The organism is Vibrio nigripulchritudo, from assembly GCF_027924785.1.
Taxonomy (GTDB): domain Bacteria; phylum Pseudomonadota; class Gammaproteobacteria; order Enterobacterales; family Vibrionaceae; genus Vibrio; species Vibrio nigripulchritudo.
This window is the reverse complement of record NZ_AP027049.1, coordinates 838919-862356: the sequence shown is the minus strand read 5'-3', so window position 1 is coordinate 862356 and position 23438 is coordinate 838919. Positions and strand designations below refer to the sequence as shown.

Below are 23438 nucleotides of genomic sequence, written 5' to 3'. Positions count from 1 at the left end.
AATGATGAAAATCTCACACGTTGTTTTTACACTGGGAATGTTAGGGTCTGCGACTGCCATGGCGGCGCAGGTTGTGACTCATAAGTCTCCCTACTGCGGCTGTTGCAGTGAGTGGGTGAAGCATATGGAAGAAGCGGGGTTTGACGTGGAAGTCAAAGACCACAAAAACCTCAATCCTATCAAGCAGAAACTTGGAGTTTCACCAGAACTTGCCTCCTGCCACACGGCGGAAATTGAAGGGTATGTCTTTGAGGGTCATATTCCTGCGTCAGATATCAAAGCCTTCCTAGACAACCCACCCAAACAGGCAGTAGGTCTGGCTGTACCGGGAATGCCACTAGGCTCACCAGGCATGGAATATGGCGACAAGAAAGACCAATACGATGTGTACGCGTTTAATAAAAAAGGTCACACCTTTGTTTACGCAACACACAACGAGAAGTAACAACGCTACTTAAAACATACATAGAAAAAGAGCCAGCATGATGCTGGCTCTTTTGATTGGACTTAGAACTCTGACGGCGGACTTAGAAACCGTAAGAAGCACCAAATACGAATGCGTTGTTCTTGTTGTCTGCCTGATTGCGGTACTCAAAGTATGGCTGAACACCTTTACGAGTCCAGGTAGCACGAAGCTCGTGATCCATTGAGTTGTCTGCACCTTCTGCAGAGTTCACTACGTAAACGTTGTTGTAAGACAGAGCAACATCTTCATTCAACGTGTAACCGATACGGTTGTCAAAGCGAGTTTGGTTGTCGCCATCTTTTACTGAGTGGTAACGAGTACGGTTGCTCAAAGACAGACCGTTATCGAAGTTGTAACCGATTTTCACTAGAGGACGGTATTGAACAGTCTCACCGTTGTTAACAAGGTGGTGATAACCAGCGGCAACCCATAGGTTTTCGTTGATGTTGAACATCTGTTCTGCACCCAGAGTAATGTAAGGCGTTGGTGCCGCATCACCCGTTAGCTTGCCAACAGGAATGCCATCGTACTCAACAAGAAGTGTGGTGCCAGAATCGAAAGTGTGACCCGCTTCCAGAGTAGACGTCGCTTTAGAGCCGTGGATATCGTCGCTATGGAACTGAGCGTTACCTGTTACATAAGAAGAACCTGCGAAAGCACTGGTAGACATAACCGCTGCTAGAGCTGTAAGAGCAAATACTTTTTTCATTTTAATTACCTATCTTGTTAATCTGCACTGAATCCGTTTTGGTCGAAGAATACGCAATCCAGTTGAATTCTTTTGTCTGCCTCCCTGGCTTGACTCAAATAATTGCAGATATTTTTCGGGCTGCAAAACAAAACCATTTAAACAGTGATCACCTTCAAAATCAAAGGTTGTAAAAACCTAAAAAACCCATATATTCAACATGTTATTGGGTAAAAATAAAAATATATCAAACCTATTTTTACCAAGCATTCTGCATGAGCTCACACTTATCCGACCATTCTATCGACCAATCAAGAGACTGATCACATAACGAAGACCAATACTTCAACATAATCAGGATTTTTTAGGTAGGCATAGCGATCTTGATCACGTTATATCGACTTATTTTTTCGAGAGGTAATGTAACCAATTGAACATAAAAGAGCGGTTAACACCGCTCTTTTATATACGAATTTACTGGGAGGAAGAGACGCAGCTGATGTAGTTGCCATCAGTATTCAAGGGGAAATCATGAAGAGCATTCAACATAAGCTCCAACGCGTGATGACGTTCACCGGGTTCATCCCCAGTATATTTTGATCCCGTCCAGTAATAGGAGGATGTTGGCCAGCCAAAGCGTTTATGCATATCGCCATCCTTTCTCAACTCCGATAACTCACTTAACGTAGCCAGCCTCCAGTAACGACGACCATTAAAATTCATATGACCCAGTTTACTGCAAAAGCTCCAAGCTTCACCTACGCCAGTCAGAGATGGGTTATTCCTAAATTTGACGAAATCGCCCTTAGGTCCCCATCGACCACTTTCAGAATATACGGAGTGATAATGTCTCCCAAACGGCTCTGCCGCATCAGCACCTAGACTGTATCCACCCATATAATCCATCAGAGCCTTACTGGGTGTTCCTGTAAATTGCTTACCATTGAAGTTCACTACCTTCAGGCAGGCTGTCGCTGCATTGCCGACGTGAGTGTCATTCACCTTACCCCCACAAATCCGCATCGGCTTTACATTTACATTGACGCTGTTACTTGAAATGGTTTTTCCGCTAACCTTCGATTTAAATTCCCCATGAATGGTCGTAGAGCCGACGTTTTTAGCAGAAAAAATCACATACACCAGAGAGGCAACATCAGAATCAGAGATTTTCCAAACATTGTTAGCAAAAAAGTTTGCAGATGTTGATACGTCTACTTTTTTTCCATCTTCTAAAGTCACCTCTGCAACCAGCCTTCTCCAATCACCCTGAACTACAGAAAGGTCACTTGGTGTCACTTGAATTTGGCGAACATCCGCGTCGTTCACCTTTATACCGGCTGGTAAACTATTAATATGTCCAAGGCTCGCCGTCACTTGAGCATTACCAGCAGATACTGGCCACACAGTACCACTCACCGTAACCATGATATTGGACGACGGCGTACTCCAGTTTGTCGATTGGGTTACATCAGCAGAGCTACCATCGCTGTAATACCCGATAGCATTAAGATGAACGGTCTGACTAATCGACCGATACAATTCGGTGTTTTTCTGTTTAATCTCAATACGCTCTAATACTGCGGAAGTGACGTCCACGGCATATTTGACCGAAAGCGATTTGAACAATGCGTTGATGCTTACGCGCCCTTCTTTGAGAGCAGTAAGCAACCCCGAAGAAGTTATCGTCGCGAAATCGGTACTGCCTAAGCTCCAACTTGTTTGGTTTGTCACATCAACCTTAGAGTTGTCGCTGTACAAAGCTTCAGCTTTTAACCGTAACCGGTTCCCTTTTGGGACTGAGTTATTCTTTGCACTTATGAGCAGTTTCTGAAGTGACGCTGGTGTCACTTCAACGTTAACTGACTCACTGCTGATAAGGCTCATTGCTGCGGTTACCTTGACGGAACCGGGTTTAAGTGCAGAAAGCGATGCGCCTTTAAATGATGCTATAGACGGATTGTCGGTTTGCCATACCACCTTATTAGTGACATCGATATTCTGACCATCAGAGTAATGACCTAACGCTTTAAAATTGAGCTTTAGTCCCGCAGGTATCTGACTTTGGTTTGGCGTGACAGAAATAGACTGCAGAACAGCCGAGGTCACCGTAACCTCTGTGGATACTTCCTTACCCTGCATCGAAGCCGTAACCTTTGCTTTTCCTTGCTTATTTGCCTTAACGATTCCTTGAGAAACACTGGCAATTGCCGTGTTATCAGAGTGCCAGCGAACGCTATTAGTCAAATCTTTCTTCGAAAAATCGCTAAAGACTCCCTCAACACTTAGCGAACGGGATGTTCCTAGCGGTACACCTTGGTTGAATGGAATCAGCTCTAATCTCGACAGAGTTGCAGCAGTCACTTCGATCTCAATAGAATTACTGTCGAAACCAGAATACGCCGCCGATATTTGTGTTTTCCCTATTTTCTTGGATTTAACTGAACCATTGGGATAGAACTCGACTGCTTCCAGAACGGTGGAATGCCACTTAACCTTGGAGGTGATGTCTTCGACCTTCCCATCCTCGTAAACGCTGACCACTGAAAATCTTTCTTGAGTCCCCAGCGGGAAAGAAATTCCTGCTCCCTTCCCTGAGCGAGCAGATACTTTTGATAGCTGGATATGGGTAATCTGAGGCGCTTTGACTTCGACTGTTATCGAATTACTTTTCAGCCCTTTATACCAAGCATTGACAGTTGCTCTCCCAAGAGACTTGGCTTTTAACGCCATCTTTGTGCCAAACACAATATCCATCACCAATGGGTCGGACACTACCCAAGTCACTTCGGATGTGACCATTTGCCTGGATTGATCATTAAAGTGAGCAACCACGCTGATGTCAGAAGATTCATTCAGTAATAAAGAAGTCTGATGGCTCGAATTCGTTCCACTTCCTACATAAACCTCTAGTTTAACAATGCGTTTTGATACCGGAGTGACTGAATTATCTGCCGACCCGCCGCCACAGGCAGATACCCCAAACACCACCAGCACACAGAACATCCATTTCCCAACCAATCCTGCAAATTTACTCAACATATATTTATTCGCCGTCAGAAATTACGGACGAAATTTTAAGCTTCCTGATAAAGGCAATACATTCTTTTTGCTGAATAAAAAACACTGTTCGTTTAACGGGTTTATTAGCAGAATAAACCTACTGAAATTAAGCTTACTCGCAACTGAAAACACACTAGTTACTAATACATAAGAGTTACTGAGGAAAACTATGAAGAAGATTGCGATTTCTCTGCTATTGACGACCGTTTCAACTATGGCGATGGCAGAAGGCAGCTTTTACGTTGGCGCAGATTTAGCTAAAGATAAGTACACTGGATTAGAAGGCAATGATGTAAAGTCTGATGGTATGGGGTTTGCTTTTCAGGGTGGTTATGAATCTAGGACGAGTGACATTTTTGCGCTCGCTACAGAAGTGGAATATACAAAATACTCCGATGCGACGTTAGAGTTTAGTATCCCAAATTTCGCAAAATCTAAATCTACCGTAAAATCCTCTACCATATCTTTGAATATTAAACCGAAGCTCTATATTGGCAATTTCTATGTCGGTGCACCACTGGGGCTTGGCTATGCTATGGTTTCTGGTGAGTCCAAAATGAACATCTTAGGAACAAATATTTCAGCTGGTACAGGTCCTCAAAGCGGATTGAGCTTTAACTACGGCGCTGAGATCGGTTTCGACATCATGGATCAATTCGTTGTGAAAGGTGGTGCTAAGTTTACCACTCTTCAATACTCTTCTTTCTACGCAGGTATCGGCTACAAATTCTAAGCGATTGCTAATTTAGTGATTTCGTAGTCTGTAAACTCTCGCTCTGTTGGAATATGATGTTTCAACAGAGCGTTTCGCTTTCTGGAAAGATGTTAATAAGAAACGCAGAATAACAATTACAGACGATCAGGAGAGCTCCATGTCTCTTTCATTGGCTAAACGACTCGCCATCGCATTATTTCTATTCTTCCCGCTGACTCTCAAAGCTCAGGAGCCTCTATTCTGGAAGGTTCAAAAAGATGGGTATGAACTGCTTGTTATTGGCTCAATTCACGTGGGTGATAAGAGTATGTACCCACTGCCTAAATCTGTTTCAGAGTTTTTGAAACAGAGCGAAGGTTTGATAGTTGAAATCGACCTCAATAAGCCACCGAGTGGCTCCAGCTTCCCAGTTTCAAAATTAAAAACATCCGATGTTCTGGATGCCAAACAATCAGAAAAGGTAGCCGAGATAGCTTCAAGTTTAGGGCTTCCAGACGCTCAAATCCTGAGTTCTCCTCCTTGGTTGTCTGCACTTTCACTACAAATGGCAAACTTTCAGCGTCTTGGTTACAACCCGGCTGACGGGGTAGATTATGTGTTAACCAATGAGGCGATAAAACAAGAAAAGCCGATACTGCCACTTGAAACCGCAAGCCAGCAATTGGGCTTTCTTAATGCACTGCCAAATAACGGCGAACATTTATTGAAGGAAACTCTACTGCATTGGGACACGTCTAATGACGAATTTCATTGCCAGATTGATGCCTGGAAAACGGGTGACAAAAACAGACTGATGCAGCTTCTTCAGGATGGCGAATATGACGAGAGTATTCTGGATATTTTGCTTTACGATCGTAACCGCGACTGGGTAACACAAATTAACAGTGGCAAGTTGCTATCAAAAGAAGGGCAGTACACCGTTGTGGTAGGTACTCTTCACCTTTTAGGCAAAGAGAATGTACTGGATTTACTGAGTCAAAGCGGCTGGAAAGTATCACAGCTTTCTACTTCCACTCCCGTAAGATGTTAAAAAGGAAGGCTTGCGCCTTCCTTCATCTGTACTAATTCAGACTTCATCTAACCCAGAGTTTTTCCTGTTGGCTTTCGCACTTTAAAGGATCTGCTCTTTCCACCCGAATTGTTCTTGTTGTTCTCTGTTCGGTTTTTTGGTTTACCTGTACGTTCGTGCTTGTTCTGAGCTGAACCTTCACCATTCCCTTTTGATGGTCGACGTTTGAAGTCAGTGCCCTTTCCTTTAAACGTCTTAAACTTTTTAGGTTCGGATTTTTCTTTCTGACGGTGGTCGAATAGCTTAGCATCCGTCGCTTTATCGATCTTTTGACCTTTACCGTCTGTTCGGGAAGCCTCTTCTGTGCCTACCGAACCTTCACACAAACGGTGAATATCCGCTACCTCATCGTCTGTTAGGTAACGCCACTTTCCGTTAGGAATGCCATCAAGCGAGATATTCATGATGCGAACGCGTCTGAGTTTAAATACCTCATAACCCAAAGCTTCACACATACGGCGGATTTGTCGGTTCAACCCCTGAGTCAAAACAATACGGAAAGAAAACTTGGTTTCTTTGGTAATTTTGCATGGCAGAGTCACCGTATCAAGGATTTCAACGCCACTCGCCATCTTGTCCAAAAACTCTTGGGTGATGGGTTTGTCGACACGTACCACGTACTCTTTTTCATGAGAGTTACCCGCGCGCAGAATCTTATTTACGATGTCGCCATCGTTTGTCAGAAAGATAAGCCCGTCAGACGGTTTATCCAGGCGACCAATCGGGAAAATACGCTTCCGGTGCCCGACAAAATCCACAATATTGCCTTCAATGTGGCGCTCCGTTGTACAGGTGATCCCTGTTGGTTTATTCAAAGCGATATAGATCGATTTCTCTTTCTGACGCAGGGGATTACCGTCGATCAATACGTCATCGGTAGGCAGAACTTTTACCCCCATCTCAGGCAAACTGCCGTTGATGGTCACTCTTCCCTGCTCGATCAGTTTGTCCGCTTCACGTCGGGAACAATACCCGGTTTCACTAATAAATTTATTCAGCCTTTTAGCTTCAGGTGTCTGCGACATAGTCTGTTTTTTCTCTTTGTTAACGTTTCACAACGGATGACAATCGGTGTGAAGAAATACTCAATGGTTTTAGCTCATGCGCTTTTGATGGCGTTCGCGATTTTCCAGCTTCTTATCTGCACTTTTCTTCAGCATCACATAGAGGGCACCCGTGCCACCATGAAAACGCTGAGCACTATGAAAGCACATCACCTCTTTGATTTGAGAAAGCCAGTTCACCACGTAACTTTTCATCAGTGCTGGAGGGTTAGAGCGCTCTCCTTTCCCATGAACAATCACGACAGTGCGGATATCCATTCTCTGGCATTGCCTTAAAAACTTAACCACTTCATCACGCGCTTCTTTTAGCGACTTTTTGTGTAAGTCGAGTCTTGCCTGAATCGGGTACTTGCCTAATCTCAATTTGCGGTAAACGCCATCCTGAACACCCGGTTTCTGGTATTCAACCAAGTCATCAGGTTTAAGCATGGGAGCATGGTCTATTGAAAGATATTCTGGGTCATCTTCCGACAGAGACATTGCCGCTTCGCGTTTAGCAAGTTGGGCGTCTGTTACCTGGTGTTTCTTCTCATGGATTGCGGTGTCATGTTTGATTGGCGTGACATCACTCATCATTTGCTGGAAGAGATCTAAATCGTCATCTTGAGACATGGGGTCATCTCGAATGCATCATGAAATACATAGCCGGATTATAACCTCAAGATTCGTTTTTATGCAGTGTTTAGAGAAAAGAAAAACCGAAGAAAGCATGGAACTTTCTTCGGTGCAATTTAGTTAATTGCTAAGCGATCTAGTGAGGAGATTTGTCATTCAATACTTTGTAGACGAAGAAGGTGCCGAAAAACAGCATCAGACCAATTGCGCCGAATATTACTATCATTGAAGACAGCCCTACAGCATTACCAAATAGGAGATCTAGCCAAAAGTCCATGTTTCCTCCGTCAGTGTTGAAAGACAAGGTTAACGTTAATACTCGATTACTCTTTAAGCACTGATCTAGATCAACTGTAATTCCGACGTAATAATTTTGTTTATAGCGATGTGTTTTTAGTCACAGATTACCAATATTTGCGCATCATCTAACCAAACAATCAATAAGTTGGGATTTATTAGGAAAATCACTTGCGTCTGCCGCCAGAAACCGTATTATACGCATCCGTCTTGAGGCAAAGCCTTGAGACGAGATATAAAAAATCGGTGAATAGCGCAGCTTGGTAGCGCATCTGGTTTGGGACCAGAGGGTCGGGGGTTCGAATCCCTCTTCACCGACCATATTATAAAGCCTTGTCTTTGGACGAGGCTTTTTTCGTTTTGGGGAAGTCTGTATTCGCGACGCATTTGAGTCGGGGGCTGGAAGCCCAGTCGCATCGAATCCCTCTTCACCGACCACATTTTAAAGCCTTGTCTTCGGACGAGGCTTTTTTCGTTTTAGAGAAGTCTGTATTCGCGACGCATTTGGGTCGGGGGCTGGAAGCCCAGTCGCATCGGATCCCTCTCACCGACCACATTTTAAAGCCTTGTCTTCGGACGAGGCTTTTTTCGTTTTGGAGAAGTGTGTATTCGCGACGAATTTGGGTCGGGGGCTGGGAGCCCAGTCGCATCGAGTCCCTCTTCACCGACCATATTTTAAAGTCTTATCTTCGGACGAGGCTTTTTTCGTTTTGGAGAAGTCTGTATTCGCGACGCATTCGGATCGGGGGCTGGAAGCCCAGTCGCATCGAATTCCTCTTCACCGACCATATTTTAAAGCCTTGTCTTCGGACGAGGCTTTTTTCGTTTTGGAGAAGTCTGTATTCGCGACGCATTCGGGTCGGGGGCTGGAAGCCCAGCCGCATCGGATCCCTCTTCACCGACCACATTTTAGAGCCTTACCTTCAGGCTCGTCTTTTCGTTTCAGGTAACGAAGTTAATACGTTATTCAGCTGATAAACACAGGTCGACAAATTGAGCTCGGCACAATGCGGCAAGATCGTTTGGAGCGAGCTCGATTTCTAAACCTCGCTTGCCTGCACTGACGCACATGGTTTCTAGTGTGAGAGCAGAAGAGTGAATGAAGGTTGGCAGGACTTTCTTTTGTCCGAGCGGGCTGATACCCCCTACGATGTATCCCGTGGTTTTCTGGGCGATGTTGGGATCTGCCATTTCCGCTTTTTTCCCTTTTGCTGCTTTGGCTGCCAGTTTCAGGTTCAGTTTTTCATTCACAGGAATAACCGCAACAGCAAGATTTTTGTCTTGCCCATCCAGACAAAACAATAAAGTTTTAAATACGCAGTTCGGATCCTGCCCCAGAGCTTCAACCGCTTCTAGCCCGAAATTCTGGTTATTAGGATCGTGTTTGTATTGGTGAACCTTGTGAGGGGTTTTCTTCTTTTTGGCAAGGTTGATGGCTGGTGTCATGACGATGGATTTCCAGTAGAGACAAAAAAGCGGAGCATCTGCTCCGCCTTTATCAAATCGTAATTACCTCAGCAGGTCAATTACTTGTATACCATTTCACCTTTCGGCTGGTATGCATTCACGTCGATTGGGCTGTTGTTTTCTAGGTAGTCCTTCAGAACTTCTGCATCAACAAAACCGGTGTTCACGTGACCTGAATGACCCGACAGTTTAGGGTATCCATCACCACCAGCCGCGTTGTAGCTCGGTACTGTGAAGCGGTAAGTTTTCGTTTTATCGAGCGGCTGACCACCAATCTTAACATTGCTTACTTTGCCATTTTCTACGGTCATAGAAATACCAGCAAACTGAGCGTACGCACCTGAATCAACTGGCTTAGTTGCTACAACATTTAGGTAATCCAGAACCTCTGCACCACTCATGTCGGTGTAAGTCAGAATGTTTGCAAATGGTTGAACCGTCAGTACATCTTTGTATGTAACCGCACCTTCTTCAATCGAGTCACGAACACCACCAGAGTTCATCACAGCAAAGTCAGCTTTCGCACGCTTCATATGTGCCGTTGCAATCAGACGGCCAAGATTCGTTTGCTGGAAACGAACTACGTTACGGTCACCTTCCAGTTTGCCATTGGTTTGGGCGATCTTAACGTTCAGCTCTGCCTGACCTTTTTCTTGATAAGGCTGCAGGAATGCCAATACTTCTGGATCCTGTGGGATTTCTTTCTCGATCAGCACGCGTTTCTTCTTACCATCAACCTTCACTTTCTTTTTCAGGTTAACTGGAATCAGATCGTAGCTGACCATTTCTAGCTCACCGTTACGGAATTCAAAATCAGCACGACCAACGTATTTACCCCACTCGTGAGCTTGCACGATCCAGGTACCGTTTTGCTGGTCTGGCTTACACTCGTCAGAAGGTTTGAATTTCTTCTTCGCAACGTTTGGACCTTCCATGCACACAGGCTCCTGAGAGTGACCGCCTACGATCATATCCAGCGAGCCTTCATCAAGATAGCGTGCCAAAGCAACATCGCCCGGCGCATTGATACCACGGTTGCCATTTTCGTAGTGACCCATGTGCGTAACCGCAAAAATAAGATCAGGTTTTTCAGACTTTTCCAGTTCGGCAATCAGCTTTTTCGCTTCCACCTTAGGATCGCGGAAATCCAAACCGCTGATGTACTCAGGGTTACCGATTTTCGCAGTGTCTTCTGTTGTCAGGTCAATAACCGCAATTTTGATGCCCTGCTTTTCAAACATGTGGTATGCCTGATACTTGCGCTCGCCAGTTTCTTTATCGTAAATGTTGGCAGACAGCATTGGGAACCCGCCCCATTTGATTTGCTTTTCAAGCACTTCTAACGGGTTGTCGAATTCATGGTTACCAAGCGCCATTGCATCGTAACCCAGCATTTTCATGCCTTTAAAATCAGGTTCTGCATCTTGTAGGTCAGATTCAGGAACACCAGTGTTGATGTCACCACCAGAAAGCAGCAGTACGCTTCCTCCTTCTGCACGAATCTCGGAGCGAAGCTCATCGATCAACGTCTTACGAGCAGCCATACCATACTCACCGTATTTGTTCTGCCAGAAACGACCGTGGTGGTCATTGGTGTGCAAAACCGTAAGCTTGTAAGTTGTGTCCTCTTCCCATGTTGATGCAGTTGCACAAACAGAAAAAGTCGCAAGTAATGCTGCGCCAATTGCAGCCTTCAAACTCAGGCGTTCCTTCATTGTTATAACCTTTTTAAATTAGTAGGAGTCCAGCGGCATCGAAATTGATGCAAAATCAAGCGAACTTGTCGCTTAAATCATAAAAACTTGAAGGAGTTTAAATTAAGCAAGGAAAACAAACATCTGCATTTCATATTTATGATGGATAGATCACCCAAATCAGGTTCTATATGTGTAACAAAACTCCACGCTTACACAGCATTACTTTTCTGATCACAAGCAAACGTTTACCTGTGAGATAATAAAATAGTGTGTAATTTTTACTCTTAATCTTGTATTCACCGAGCAATTAGGATACTTTTCGCACAACATACCATAAAGTAAATCTTATGTTCAAAACTAGGCAGTTATGATTACTTCAGCAAGAAACTTATCTCTTAAAGTCAAGATCACTATTTCCGTACTCGTTTGTATTTCGATAATCACTTCAATACTGACTTGGCGGGCTTCATCTATTCTTTTTGAGCAAACGCGTCACGGTGTTTACAACCGCGCGATAAGCTTATCGAATACCGCTGTTGAATCTCTGGAATACTGGCTGGTGTCTCACATGGATGTGGTGGATGCCACCGCAACCGTCACTTCTCTGGAACAAGCAATCGTTGCAATGCCTCAAGCAAAACAAGCGGGCAAATTTGACGAGGTGTTCTTTGCGAGAATGAATGGCGATGTATATCTAGCAGGTTCTTCTAGCCCTTACCCAGATTTCGACGCTCGAGGTCGAGACTGGTTTAAACAGGCGTCCAGCCAAAGAAAAACCATCGTATCCAAGCCTTACGTAGGTGCTCAGCAAGGTCATACGATGCTGACCATCTCTACTCCGGTTTACGCCAGCGGGCAGATGATTGGTGTTCTGGGGGCAGACCTGAAGCTTGAGTCCATTCAAAAGAACATCAATAGCTATCAGGTTGGTGACAATGCGTTTGCAATGATGCTGAATGAAGAAGGCACCATCTTGTCACACCCTACCAAGTCACTCTTGATGACCCCTTTCAGTCGCTATGTTCCGACATTGTCGAACAGCGATATCGCGGCAGCTTCAAACAATCAGCGTATTGAAATCTCTGTCCGCAATGGTGCTGAAAAGCTGCTTTACTTTGCGTCGGTTCCTAACAGCGACTGGATTTTCGCACTAGAGATGGATCGCGCAACTGAAGAAGCCAACCACGACGCGCTGCTGCAACAGCTTATCCTTACAGGTGTTGCCGTCGCACTGGCTGTGCTGTTTATTATCTGGTGGATGGTTTCTTTCCAGTTGAAAGGGCTTACCCAAGTCAGCAAAGCACTGGAAGAGATCTCGGAAGGTGATGGCGACCTGACTCAGCGCATTGCCATTCAGTCGAATGACGAAGTGGGTCAACTGGCATCGAACTTCAACAAGTTCACTGAAAAAATGCACCAGTTGGTGTCTAACATTCACAACTACTCGACGCAATTATCCAGTCAGGCGGATATGACCTCTCGTCATGCAGACGACAACGCGCAGCGTATTGATCACCAGCAACAGGAGATCAATATGGTGGCGACAGCCGTTACAGAGATGTCGAGCGCGACTCAAGAAATCGCAAACAATGCAGAAAATACCGCACGCGAGGGTGCGGCGACGGTTGAGATTTCTAATCAGGGTGAACGCGAGGTTCTGAATAGCCAGGAATCGATTCTGTCTCTGGCTTCCGACATCAGTGACGCGACAAACGTAATTGAAGAACTTGAGCAGCACGCGCAGGAAATCAGCAGTATCCTGTCGACCATTCAGGAAATCGCAGAGCAAACTAACCTGCTGGCACTGAACGCAGCAATTGAAGCGGCACGTGCAGGCGAGCAAGGTCGCGGCTTCGCAGTAGTTGCCGATGAAGTTCGCGTATTGAGCCAGAGAACACACGATGCAACTGGAGAAATCAACCGCAACATCGAAACTCTGCAAAGCACTACGCAACGTGCGGTGTCATCCATGCAGACCAGTCAGGGGAATGCCGAAAAAGCAGTTAATGATGCCCGTATCGCTTCAGAAAGTTTGCAGCGCATTACCCAATCTGCCAACTTGATTAATGACATGGCAAGCCAGATTGCGGCAGCGGCAGAAGAGCAATCACTTGTGACTGCAGAAATTACTCGTAACACCAATGAAGTGAAAGACGTTTCGCAAGCGCTGGCGAATCAGGCGCAGGATGCAAGCGCTCAGGCTTCTGAGCTGAACAGCATTTCTGGTGAACTCTACCAAGAAGTGTCACGCTTTAAGCTCTAACTGCTTTAAACCTTTCGTAAAAAACGGGCTAATCAGCCCGTTTTTCTTTCTGGTTGAAACTTCATTGTCTGGATTCGCTTACCTGAGAGCGACCAAAGCAAAGCAGGTAGAGACAAGGCACCACGAACAGCACAACGGGTAAGGAGAACAACAATCCATATCCAAGAGTCAGGGACATGGGTCCCATGTACACGTCGGTTCCCCCCAGACCGTACGCCAGAGGAATCAAGCCTACTACCGTTGTAATGGATGTGAGAAGTATTGGTCTTAGCCGGCTGCTTGCAGCTTCAATCACTGCGTCATAGCTTGCGTAGCCCTGCTCTCTTAACACGTTGATTTGATTGATGAGCACCAAGGTGTTGTTGACCACTACCCCCATCATCCCCAGCGCTCCGATAAGTGCGAACAGAGAGATATCCTGAAGATGAACCAGCAGCGCCATTAACGATGCCACCAGCGCAAATGGAATGACTGACATCACCAGTAGCGGCTGCAACATGGAATTAAACATGATCACCAGAACAAAATAGATCCCAAGTAAAGCCGCAGGGAAGGCAATCAAGATGCCACCGAATGTCTCATTGGTAGATTCAGCTTCACCACCAATATCAAGAATCACAGAGTCGCCAACTTTGTTGGCTAAATCTCGGGCAATATTCGACGAAATTTCGTCTGGTGTCAGGTTCTCATCAATAATCTGCGCAGTAACCATAATTTGTCTGTCGCCATTGTAATGCAGTATTTCTCTTGGAGAATCATACTGCTCAACAGTTGCAAGGCGACTCAATGGCACTTGCTCACCATTTGCGGTGTAAATCTTAGTGGTGCTGAGTTTTTGCAGATTTCGATACTCCTTCGTCAGAATGACTCTGAGATTCACCTCTTCATCCGCCAGCCAAGTTGATGTGACCTGTTCTCCATCGAAAGCAATACGTAACGTGCTCGCCAGATCCTGGACAGTCAGGTTATAACGGGCTAGCCACTCATGCTGAGGAATAATTTTTAGCTGTGTGTCTTTCAAACTTTCGCTATTCGTCACCGTATCCAGCCCTTGGTGCTCCTGCATCCAGGACTGAACCAGTGAAACCGCGTGCTCCCGTTCAACCTGCTCATTTCCTATCACTCGTATCTCGACAGGTTCGCCCGGTGGCGGGCCTCCTGCATCCACACTGAATTTCACAAACTCCAGCTTTTTGTCCGAGCTCAACTCATCCAAAAGTGCATCGCTGATTTCATCTGCTGTTCGGCTTCTCTGATCAAAGTCCGTCAGGTTAATCTGACCACGGCTTACCGGCGAACCGTAGGTCATTTGGTAACTACTGAGTTCCGACTCCGGCAGGTTTTGAATCGCTTTTTCGAGCGCTTCATGTTGCTGACGAAGCTGGTCATTTGGCGTTCCTGGCGCAACTTCGGTATACACTTCAATGTACTTAGCCGCCTGAGCAGGAAAGAAATCCAGCTTCATGAAAGTCACCAGAAAACTTCCAATGCCAAGTACAACAACAGACAAACCCAGTACTTTCTTTTTGTGATTTAAACTGCAACTGAGTAGCTTTTGGTATTGCTCCGTTAAGGCGTTAAATTTGTCTGGTTTGCTGTTTTTCAGCCCCTCTTTTTCGAGTGAAGAAGCCAAATGGGCAGGCAAAGTAAAAGTGCATTCTGCCAGTGAGAAAAGCAGAGCGGTTATCACGGTAATAGGAATCACCACCACGGCTTTACCTAACACACCGGGAATAAAGAACATGGGAATGAATACCAGCGCAGTGGTGGTCAGGCTGGCAACAATGGGTTTAATGACCTTCTGCGTGCCAGCAATTGCCGCTTCCAAGCCGCTCTTCCCTCGTTGGTATTCGCGATACACGCTTTCAGCCACAATCACGGAGTCGTCTACGATAATACCAATCACTAATAGCATGGCGGCGAGCGTGATACTGTCTAGGTTCATCCCATAAGCGGGCAACAAAATAACTACCCCAAGCACGCTAAACGGAATAGACACCGATACCCAAAACGCCACCTGACGCTTTAAAATCAGGCTGAGTACCAGCAGAACCAGAACCAATCCCACTCCACCATTGACAGACACAATGGAAAATTTGGATGACATGTCATCCGCCAGATTCAAGGCAACAGGAAAGCGAAACTCTCCGTTGGTCTGTTGTGACTGTCTATCCAGAAATGCCAATACGCCCGCAATGGTAGCTTTGATGTCTGCATGAGCACTTTTCGATAGCGTAAACAGCACCCCCTGTTCACCGTTGATAACACTGACCTGAGTACTGCGCTCAAAATCGTCTTTGACCGACCCAATGTCTTTTACCCTGATAATCTCTCCACTGGGAAGTGATGCGATTATGGTGTTTTCAAGCTCCTTAACCGACTGGATTTGAGTGAGCGTCACAATTCGCTGATCGCTGTTCCAGGATTCGACAACACCACCAGACTGCGACAAGTTTCGACTCTTCACCGCATTGATGATCTGATCGAGCGATAAGCGGTATCGGTTGGCTTTTACCGGATCGACTTCAATCCAGAATTCCCGTTCACGAAACCCATTCATGCTGACAGAGCCAATACCCGGCAAGGTACGAAGCTGCTTTTCCAAATCCCGAACGTAGGGTTGGAGTTCTGAATAGCTTTTGTCTGTCACAACACCAAAGCGAAGAACTTCAAAGGAAGAGGTGCTGACTTGTTCCACCAATGGGGGCGCTGAAATGTCCTTTGGCAGCCCGCTAGTTCGGTCAACGGCTTGCTGAATATCACTCACTACTTTCGTCAGATTGCTGCTTTCATCCAACTCCAGCGTTATCTCCGACATGCCTTCAACCGAAGACGAAGTAAACTTTCTCAGCCCCTGAACACTTCTGAGTTCTTTTTCTATTCGATTGGTAATATTGAGCTCGACATCCTGAGCTGACGCGCCAGGGTACTGAGTAGTGATGGTTACCTCAGCAAACGCCACATCCGGCAATTCCTGCAGTTTTACAATACTGGCAGAGCCGATTCCCACCAGTAGAACCATCATAGTGATCACTCTTGCCACCATAGGGCGGGAAGCAAAATAACGAATGAAACCTTTCATCTACTCCCCCTTTACACTTGAGCTTTGAGTGGATGCGTACACCGTCATACCGGGTCTGTAGACATGATCTATGTTGTCAATGCTGACAAAAACCGGATAAGACTTGGATTGGTCATCAGGCTGAATGCCGATGCGCTCAATGCGAGCTGTCACTTTTTCATCTCTGCTCCCTTCCAACCAAAGCTCGACTGGCATACCAATACGCAGCTCATCCAGATCATACTGACTGGCAAAGAAACGAATGCGAACAGTATCGATGTTCGCCACTTGAAATAGCGGTGTCCCGCGATCAACCCAGGCTCCACTCTCGACATGTCGCTGAGTGATAATGCCGTCTATCGTCGAAACGACCACCGTGTCTTCTAAATTGTTTTTGGCTTCAGCAAGTTGAATGCGGGCTAGCTCCACCGTTGCTCTCGCTGAATCCATATCCGCTTTTGCCACATCCAGCTCATTCTGCGACAGACTCTTCTTTTTCTTTAAAGTCTGATAACGATGATAAATGGATTGTTTGATGGTCATATCCGCTTTGGCTAACGCCAAGTTAGCAGCTTGTTTCTTTACGGCTAACTCATAATCGAATACCTGTATCGTCGTCAGTTTTCTCCCAGACTTAACGCTTTCACCTACCTGACCGTCTACCTTTTCCAGCACACCACTGACCTGCGACACTAAATGAACGGGATTAATAAGCTGAACCTGCCCTAACAATTCCAACGCACTAATTTGAATCGATACACCACTCAACGCTGTGGCAACGAGTAGGGATTTGCCAATTTTCATAACTTGTCTCTCCTAATTGATGAGGAAAGTCTGCAGGCAGCTATGTCGAAGTTTTGTGAAAGTCAGATTTCGACATAAATTCGACACGAAGTTGCTACACTGTGCATAGATGAAAAAAAGAGCGACAGAAGATGCTGAAAGATAAGAAGATATTGATCGTTGAAGACAACATTGAACTCCAAGGCATTCTGGCAGATTTTCTTGAAGTCAAAGGAGCAGATGTCGATTTTGCATCCGACGGCGAACAAGGAATTCAGCTCGCCACTGAATGCCGTTTCGACGCAGTAATCCTCGATGTCATGATGCCTAAAAAAGACGGTATTCAGGTCATTAAGGAATTGCGTAACGCAGGCAATGACCTTCCCGTTTTAATGTTAACGGCACTCAACAGCAAAGAAGATCTGCTCAATGGTTATCAAAATGGGGTCGACGATTTCATCACCAAACCTTTTGATTTTGATGAACTCGAAGTACGCCTGGCGGCATTAATAAAACGCTATCGCGGTGAAGTTGCCAGTAATCAGCTTTCGTTCGGTGAAATCACTATCGATCAGTCTACTCATCAGGTTTACCGTTCTGGCACTCTGCTTTCTCTTACCCCAGTCATGTACCAAATTTTGGTTAAACTGGTGAAAGCAGCCCCGGAGATTGTCACTCGCGAAAGTCTGATTCATGAAATATGGAAAGAGGATATTCCAGACAATGACGTGCTCAGAAGCCATCTTTATCTTCTGAGGAATGTGGTAGACAAACCCTTTGAACGCCCGCTTCTGACAACCGTTCCCAAAGTTGGGCTAAGGTTGGAAAAGTGATGCAAGCTCTTTCCATCAGTGACATAAAACGCAAGCTTATACGCTCATACAGCTTCATTGCTTTTGGTTTGACCGCGCTGATTTACCTCTCTTTAGCGGCGTATCTGATTTTAAGTGAAGACAGACACACCGCCGTTCACTTAGAGTCGTTTAAAGAACTGGCGATAGAGAGATATCAGGACCAACCCAAAAAATTTGAGAAAGTCAGCCCGTTTATCAAAGCCTATTTCAGTGAGACAGCTCTTCCCAAAGAGATCCGCTCCCTCATGCCCTTCCCGGTAGATGAAATATCCTCCAATCGAAACATTTTTAATGAGGGCTATTTTATTTTTCATACCCGATTCCTTGGTCCCGACGGAAAAGAGGTTCCGCTGTTTATGACCATTGCGGTCAACGCCAAAGACTTTGGCGATGAGTCCTGGGATTTCATCTTTATCATTTCTATGGTGTTTACTGGCATTCTGGTGCTGGTTCTCCAACTCTCATTGAAAAAGATGTTTAGGGTGATTATGCGCCCAATATCTGAATTGAGTAATCAACTCAGTGTCGAAGGAAAACAGCGATTTACCCTGTCAAACGACTCAATTCTGGAATTGGAACAACTTACCGAGAAGCTGAATCAGTTTTCAGAAATGAAGGAGCGAGTAGCCAAGCAGGAGCTGATGTTTGCCAAATACGCCAGCCATGAGCTGAAAACCCCTATAGCCATCATCCTTGGAGCCGCTAACCTGCAAGGTATGAAAGAGGATCATGATTTTCGAGAGAAACAGCGTGTTCGCATCATAAAATCTGCAAAAGAGATGCAAGCCACCGTTGAAGTGTTGCTGAGTATTGTTAAGCAAGAAAATGCCGGGGATACAGGCAAGGAATACGGTGTTTCAGAAGCAAGTTTTGTTTTGGAAGACTACCAAAACGCCAATCCGAACCTTGATATTCAAATCCACGCGCCAAAAGGCGCATCGACTAATCTGCCCCCTGCTGTGTTGTCCATGATTCTTAAAAATCTTGTGGATAATGCGGTCCGGCATACCGAATCTGGTGAAATTAACATAGCGATTAATCACAGTGAAATCTCAGTTCAGGATTCCGGAACCGGATTGACGGGAAATACGACGACAGAGCATGGGCTCGGACTTCTTATCGTAAGGCGGCTTTGCGAAAGCTACGGTTGGGCGTTTTCAATTCAAAACCACCCTAATGGCGGCTGCATTGCCAGAATGAACAAAAATTGTGAATAGAAAACAGGCATAAAAAACGGGCTAATTATTTAGCCCGTTTTTTGTTCTTAGAAACAATTAATCGATTTGAATGTGCTCGAAACCTTTAATCAGGTCATCCAGCGCTTTCATTTGCGCCAGGAAAGGTTCCAGCTTATCTAGTGGCAATGCTGATGGACCATCACACAATGCTTTTTCTGGGTTCGGGTGCGCCTCAATAAACAAACCTGCAATGCCTGTCGCTAAGCCCGCTTTTGCCAGCTCAACGGTTTGCTCACGACGACCACCAGAAGCCGCACCAGAAGGATCACGCATTTGCAATGCATGAGTCACGTCGAAGATGATTGGGCTGCCTTTCGACGCCTTTTTCATAACACCAAAGCCCAGCATGTCCACTACTAGGTTATCGTAACCATGGCAAGAACCACGCTCACACAAAATGATCTGATCGTTACCGCATTCTTCAAACTTGTCGACAATATTGCCTACCTGACCCGGACTCATGAACTGAGGTTTCTTCACGTTGATCACGGCACCCGTTTTCGCCATAGCGTGAACCAGGTCTGTCTGACGAGCTAAGAAAGCCGGAAGCTGAATCACGTCCACCACTTCTGATACAGGTTGCGCCTGCTCTTCAGTATGAATATCCGTGATGATTTTCACGCCAAAAGTGTCTTTCAGTTCTTGGAAAATCTTCATGCCTTCTTCCATACCCGGACCACGGTACGAATTGATGGAAGAACGGTTGGCTTTATCAAAAGACGCTTTAAATACGTAAGGAATACCCAGTTTCTGAGTTACTTCCACGTAATGTTCACAGATTTGCATCGCTAGATCGCGAGATTCAAGGACATTCATGCCCGCAAAAAGTGTAAACGGCTTATCGTTAGCGACCTCAAGATCGCCAATTCTGACGGTTTTATGTTCCATTTGAATGTCTCGTCTAGTGAATCGTAATTCGGGTTTCGCTCATGCTGTTAACCTGAGCCTTGAGCAGTTCAGCGCCTGGGTCATCTGGGCACTGATCGATGAAAAACTGGTAGTCAGTCACAGCGACCTGATGACAATCTAGCTGTTGGTAGATAAACCCGCGATCTCGGATTTCATAAGGGTCATCAGGTACGAAAGTCAAAGCCAGGTCGGTACAATTTAGCGCTAACGTGTAGCGCTCTTCGCGCAACATAGCAGACTTGATCAGGGCTAGCCAGCGACCAATAACGGTTGGGTGATCAGCTGTCGCAAGGTGTTCAGGTGTAATTTTGGCAAGCGGTCCATCATGACCAATCAACCACGCGCTAAGCGTTTGTTCACTGACGTACTCACCATTGAAGGGGTTGATGTATTTTGCCGTTTCACCATGCCAGCTCACTTTCACTAAGAACTGGGTCGGAAAGGTTACCCCATCAATCGGAAACCCAAGCTTCTGCCCAAAAAACAAAAGCAGTGCTCCCAAACTCACAGGAATGCCCTTTCGGCGTTCTAACACTTTATCGATGAACGCATTTTCACTCGCAAAATACGCTTCGCTATCGCCTTCAAACTGCCACTGGCAATAAAAAAGACGCAAAAACGCATCGAACTTCGCTTGCTCATTGACTTCATGGCTAAGCTCCAGTTCGGCTTCTTTCAACAGGCGATCCAATTCCAGATTCGCCCATTGCACGTTGGTTTCCGGGTCTACAGCGACGTTTAGCGCCAATGCCCCTTCAACCAACGTCATATTGTCTAAGTCTTCGTCGAACAGATTAAACATGATTTAACCTAAAAATAACGGCACTTTTGTCACAGCAAGTTTCCCTGCCATAGCCAACCAGCCTAGCGCGCCAAAAAAAGCAAACGCTCTCAGCAGTTGGTTCTTACCTAATTTTAATGCAAAAAAACCAAGGGCGATGTACGCCAACACACAAGTTATTTTTTCTGTGAGCCACAATCCCGCAGGGGTGAATGGCACAAACCCTGTGATAGCAACCAATCCGATGCCAGAAAGCAACAGCAAGGTGTCGTTAACATGCGGTGAAATCTTCAGAAACTTGTTTTCCAGCACTGGCGACTTCGCCACCATCAGCGCATACCGAATCACGAATAGCAAAGCACTGATCGCTATGGTAAGCATATGAAAATGTTTTAGCGCTACGTACATAATGGTTTTCTATAAGTTTGGTGAGCGGATCATTCCGCATTAAGATTGATAGCGACCGAGTGTGACCCGATCATTACCTGCATAATCTTTTTCAGTGGCAACGTCTGAATACCCCAGTGATTCCAGCACATCCCGCACAGCTTTCCCTTGTTCATAACCATGCTCCATAAGAAGCCAGCCATCTTGCTCAAGATAGCTTTTAGCATGTGTTGCGATATAGCTGAGATCCGCCATTCCCTTCTCGTCTGCAACCAACGCACTCAGCGGTTCAAACCGAACATCGCCTTGCTTAAGGCGTGGATCGCAAGCGTCAATATAGGGAGGGTTACTCACTATACAAGCAAATTTCGTTCCTTCGGAGACAGGCGAAAACCAACTTCCCTGAAGAAATGAGGCATTTCTGAGGTTTAACTGCTGAGCATTTTCCGTTGCCAGTGTTTTTGCTTCTTCACGAATGTCGACACCGACAATGTTATGGCTGGGCAGCTCGCTCGCTATCGCCAATGCAATGGCACCCGTTCCGGTACCAAGATCTAGTACAGAACCTGATGTGGACGTTATCTTTTCTAACGCCAGCTCTACCAGCCTTTCGGTGTCTGGACGAGGGATCAGCGTTGAAGGAGACACTTTAAGCGGCAATGACCAAAACTCTCGCTCACCGACAATGTATGCTACGGGTTCTCCGTTCTGACGTCTTTCCAATAGCGATACAAAGTCTTTGTCCTGTTCAGGGGTGAGTAATTTTTCTGGCCAGGTTAAAAGGTAGCTTCGAGGCTTATCCAAAGCATGGCAAAGCAGAACAGCCGCGTCCAAAGACGGCGATTCGCTGCCGCTTTCTATCAGCTTTTCCGTTGCCGCCTTTAGGGTGTCTTCAATACTTAATGGCATAGAAAAAATTTAGTTTTGCTCAGCCAATGCTGCTAACTGATCCGCCTGATGTTCCTGAATCACAGGATCAACCAGAGACTGCATGTCCCCTTCCATCACTTCGTTTAAGCGGTAGATAGTCAGGTTGATACGGTGATCAGATACGCGACCCTGAGGGTAGTTGTAAGTACGAATACGGTCGCTGCGGTCACCAGAACCTAAAAGGTTACGACGCGTTGTGGATTCTTCTTCAGCACGCTTGGCTTCTTCCGCCTGAATGATACGTGCAGCCAGTACCGACATCGCTTTCGCTTTGTTCTTGTGCTGAGAACGCTCATCCTGACACTCTACCACTGTACCCGTTGGCAAGTGCGTAATACGGATTGCTGAATCAGTGGTGTTAACGTGCTGACCACCCGCACCAGATGCGCGGAAGGTATCGATTTTCAGATCAGCCGCTTTGATTTCAGGAATCTCCGCTTCTGGGATTTCTGCCATGATGGCAACTGTACACGCAGACGTGTGAACACGACCTTGAGACTCGGTTTCTGGTACACGTTGAACACGGTGACCACCAGATTCAAATTTCAATACACCGTATGCACCATCACCAACCACTTTGGCTATCATCTCTTTGTAGCCGCCGTGTTCTGACTCGTTAGAGTTCACGACTTCTACACGCCAGCCGCGCTTTTCCGCGTATTTGCTGTACATGCGGAATAAGTCGCCAGCAAAGATACCCGCTTCATCACCACCCGCACCGGCGCGGATTTCAAGGAAGCAGTTACGGTCATCGTTTGGATCTTTTGGAAGAAGCAGAATCTGAAGTTCATCCGCCAGACGCTCAATTGATGCTTTCGCTTCTTTGATTTCTTCCTGCGCCATTTCGCGCATTTCTGCATCGTCTTCTTTCGCCATCTCTTCTGCGGCTTCAAGATCGTCTTGCGCTTGCTGGTACGACTGGAAGCACTTAGTCACTTCTTCCAGTTGAGAATACTCTTTAGAAAGGGCACGGAATTTGTCCTGATCACCAATGATTTCAGGATCGCCAAGCAAATGCTGGACTTCTTCGTAACGCTCTACCAGCGTTTGAAGCTTGGTCAAAATTGAAGATTTCATAATATTCTTTAAATAAT

20 protein-coding genes and 1 tRNA gene are annotated in these 23438 nt (G+C 45.8%); 7 read left to right on the top strand and 14 right to left on the bottom strand.

The features are described 5' to 3' along the window. Positions 1 to 4 precede the first annotated feature (4 nt). Entirely contained in the window at positions 5 to 445 is a 441-nt protein-coding gene (locus tag QMG91_RS04195; RefSeq protein ID WP_004401535.1) for a DUF411 domain-containing protein, read from the top strand. Positions 446 to 527: 82 nt separating this feature from the next. On the opposite strand, the gene QMG91_RS04190 is transcribed toward QMG91_RS04195, so the two are convergent. Continuing rightward, on the bottom strand, positions 528 to 1175 hold the full coding sequence (locus tag QMG91_RS04190; protein ID WP_004401532.1) for an oligogalacturonate-specific porin KdgM family protein: 648 nt from the start codon (positions 1173 to 1175) through the stop codon (positions 528 to 530). Between the two features lie 453 nt (positions 1176 to 1628). Next, positions 1629 to 4193 (bottom strand): Ig-like domain-containing protein, encoded by a 2565-nt coding sequence (locus QMG91_RS04185; RefSeq protein WP_281829080.1) that lies wholly within the window; start codon positions 4191 to 4193, stop codon positions 1629 to 1631. Between the two features lie 190 nt (positions 4194 to 4383). Between QMG91_RS04185 and QMG91_RS04180 the strand changes: the two genes are divergently transcribed. Together QMG91_RS04180 and QMG91_RS04175 are read left to right on the top strand one after the other, a co-directional pair. Continuing rightward, positions 4384 to 4947, top strand: a complete 564-nt coding sequence (locus tag QMG91_RS04180) for a porin family protein (protein WP_281829078.1) — start codon at positions 4384 to 4386, stop codon at positions 4945 to 4947. A gap of 139 nt (positions 4948 to 5086) precedes the next feature. Then, positions 5087 to 5959: a TraB/GumN family protein gene (locus QMG91_RS04175; protein ID WP_281829076.1), complete on the top strand. Its 873-nt coding sequence runs from the start codon at positions 5087 to 5089 to the stop codon at positions 5957 to 5959. A gap of 47 nt (positions 5960 to 6006) precedes the next feature. On the opposite strand, the gene rluF is transcribed toward QMG91_RS04175, so the two are convergent. The 3 genes from rluF to QMG91_RS04160 all read right to left on the bottom strand — a co-directional run bounded on the left by rluF (position 6007) and on the right by QMG91_RS04160 (position 7954). Then, positions 6007 to 7023 (bottom strand): 23S rRNA pseudouridine(2604) synthase RluF, encoded by a 1017-nt coding sequence (gene rluF, locus QMG91_RS04170; protein ID WP_281829073.1) that lies wholly within the window; start codon positions 7021 to 7023, stop codon positions 6007 to 6009. A gap of 69 nt (positions 7024 to 7092) precedes the next feature. After that, complete coding sequence (gene smrA / locus QMG91_RS04165; protein WP_281829071.1) at positions 7093 to 7674, bottom strand: DNA endonuclease SmrA; 582 nt, start codon at positions 7672 to 7674, stop codon at positions 7093 to 7095. Positions 7675 to 7813: 139 nt separating this feature from the next. Next, positions 7814 to 7954 carry a DUF3149 domain-containing protein gene (locus tag QMG91_RS04160; protein ID WP_004401522.1) on the bottom strand — a complete coding sequence of 47 codons (141 nt, stop codon included), beginning with the start codon at positions 7952 to 7954 and terminating at the stop codon, positions 7814 to 7816. Between the two features lie 264 nt (positions 7955 to 8218). On the opposite strand from QMG91_RS04160, the gene QMG91_RS04155 reads away from it, so the two are divergent. Beyond that, positions 8219 to 8295: transfer RNA gene (locus QMG91_RS04155), tRNA-Pro, on the top strand. A gap of 642 nt (positions 8296 to 8937) precedes the next feature. On the opposite strand, the gene ybaK is transcribed toward QMG91_RS04155, so the two are convergent. Beyond that, positions 8938 to 9420: a Cys-tRNA(Pro) deacylase gene (gene ybaK, locus QMG91_RS04150; RefSeq protein WP_281829068.1), complete on the bottom strand. Its 483-nt coding sequence runs from the start codon at positions 9418 to 9420 to the stop codon at positions 8938 to 8940. A gap of 80 nt (positions 9421 to 9500) precedes the next feature. After that, the gene (gene ushA / locus QMG91_RS04145) at positions 9501 to 11156 is read right to left on the bottom strand and encodes a bifunctional UDP-sugar hydrolase/5'-nucleotidase UshA (protein ID WP_281829066.1); all 1656 of its coding nucleotides are present in this window, start codon (positions 11154 to 11156) and stop codon (positions 9501 to 9503) included. 349 nt (positions 11157 to 11505) lie between these two features. On the opposite strand from ushA, the gene QMG91_RS04140 reads away from it, so the two are divergent. Further along, positions 11506 to 13401, top strand: a complete 1896-nt coding sequence (locus tag QMG91_RS04140; RefSeq protein ID WP_281829064.1) for a methyl-accepting chemotaxis protein — start codon at positions 11506 to 11508, stop codon at positions 13399 to 13401. Between the two features lie 61 nt (positions 13402 to 13462). Here QMG91_RS04140 and QMG91_RS04135 read toward each other — a convergent pair whose 3' ends face one another. Together QMG91_RS04135 and QMG91_RS04130 are read right to left on the bottom strand one after the other, a co-directional pair. Continuing rightward, on the bottom strand, positions 13463 to 16483 hold the full coding sequence (locus tag QMG91_RS04135) for an efflux RND transporter permease subunit (protein ID WP_281829062.1): 3021 nt from the start codon (positions 16481 to 16483) through the stop codon (positions 13463 to 13465). Further along, the gene (locus tag QMG91_RS04130; protein ID WP_281829060.1) at positions 16484 to 17266 is read right to left on the bottom strand and encodes an efflux RND transporter periplasmic adaptor subunit; all 783 of its coding nucleotides are present in this window, start codon (positions 17264 to 17266) and stop codon (positions 16484 to 16486) included. It abuts the gene before it with no gap. Between the two features lie 131 nt (positions 17267 to 17397). On the opposite strand from QMG91_RS04130, the gene QMG91_RS04125 reads away from it, so the two are divergent. Both QMG91_RS04125 and QMG91_RS04120 read left to right on the top strand, forming a co-directional pair. Continuing rightward, complete coding sequence (locus QMG91_RS04125) at positions 17398 to 18078, top strand: response regulator transcription factor (protein WP_004401515.1); 681 nt, start codon at positions 17398 to 17400, stop codon at positions 18076 to 18078. Next, positions 18078 to 19316, top strand: coding sequence for a sensor histidine kinase (locus QMG91_RS04120; protein ID WP_281829058.1), 1239 nt, complete (start codon positions 18078 to 18080; stop codon positions 19314 to 19316). Before QMG91_RS04125 ends, QMG91_RS04120 begins: the two co-directional genes overlap by 1 nt. 57 nt (positions 19317 to 19373) lie before the next feature. On the opposite strand, the gene kdsA is transcribed toward QMG91_RS04120, so the two are convergent. The 5 genes from kdsA to prfA are packed head-to-tail and all read right to left on the bottom strand — an operon-like array spanning position 19374 to position 23421. Continuing rightward, the gene (gene kdsA / locus QMG91_RS04115; protein ID WP_022603200.1) at positions 19374 to 20225 is read right to left on the bottom strand and encodes a 3-deoxy-8-phosphooctulonate synthase; all 852 of its coding nucleotides are present in this window, start codon (positions 20223 to 20225) and stop codon (positions 19374 to 19376) included. Positions 20226 to 20238: 13 nt separating this feature from the next. After that, on the bottom strand, positions 20239 to 21048 hold the full coding sequence (locus tag QMG91_RS04110) for a SirB1 family protein (protein ID WP_004401512.1): 810 nt from the start codon (positions 21046 to 21048) through the stop codon (positions 20239 to 20241). Between the two features lie 3 nt (positions 21049 to 21051). Further along, positions 21052 to 21435 carry a SirB2 family protein gene (locus QMG91_RS04105; protein ID WP_004401511.1) on the bottom strand — a complete coding sequence of 128 codons (384 nt, stop codon included), beginning with the start codon at positions 21433 to 21435 and terminating at the stop codon, positions 21052 to 21054. Between the two features lie 39 nt (positions 21436 to 21474). Next, on the bottom strand, positions 21475 to 22323 hold the full coding sequence (prmC, locus tag QMG91_RS04100) for a peptide chain release factor N(5)-glutamine methyltransferase (protein WP_281829055.1): 849 nt from the start codon (positions 22321 to 22323) through the stop codon (positions 21475 to 21477). A 9-nt stretch (positions 22324 to 22332) separates the two neighbouring features. After that, positions 22333 to 23421: a peptide chain release factor 1 gene (prfA, locus tag QMG91_RS04095; RefSeq protein WP_004401509.1), complete on the bottom strand. Its 1089-nt coding sequence runs from the start codon at positions 23419 to 23421 to the stop codon at positions 22333 to 22335. Between the last annotated feature and the right edge of the window lie 17 nt (positions 23422 to 23438).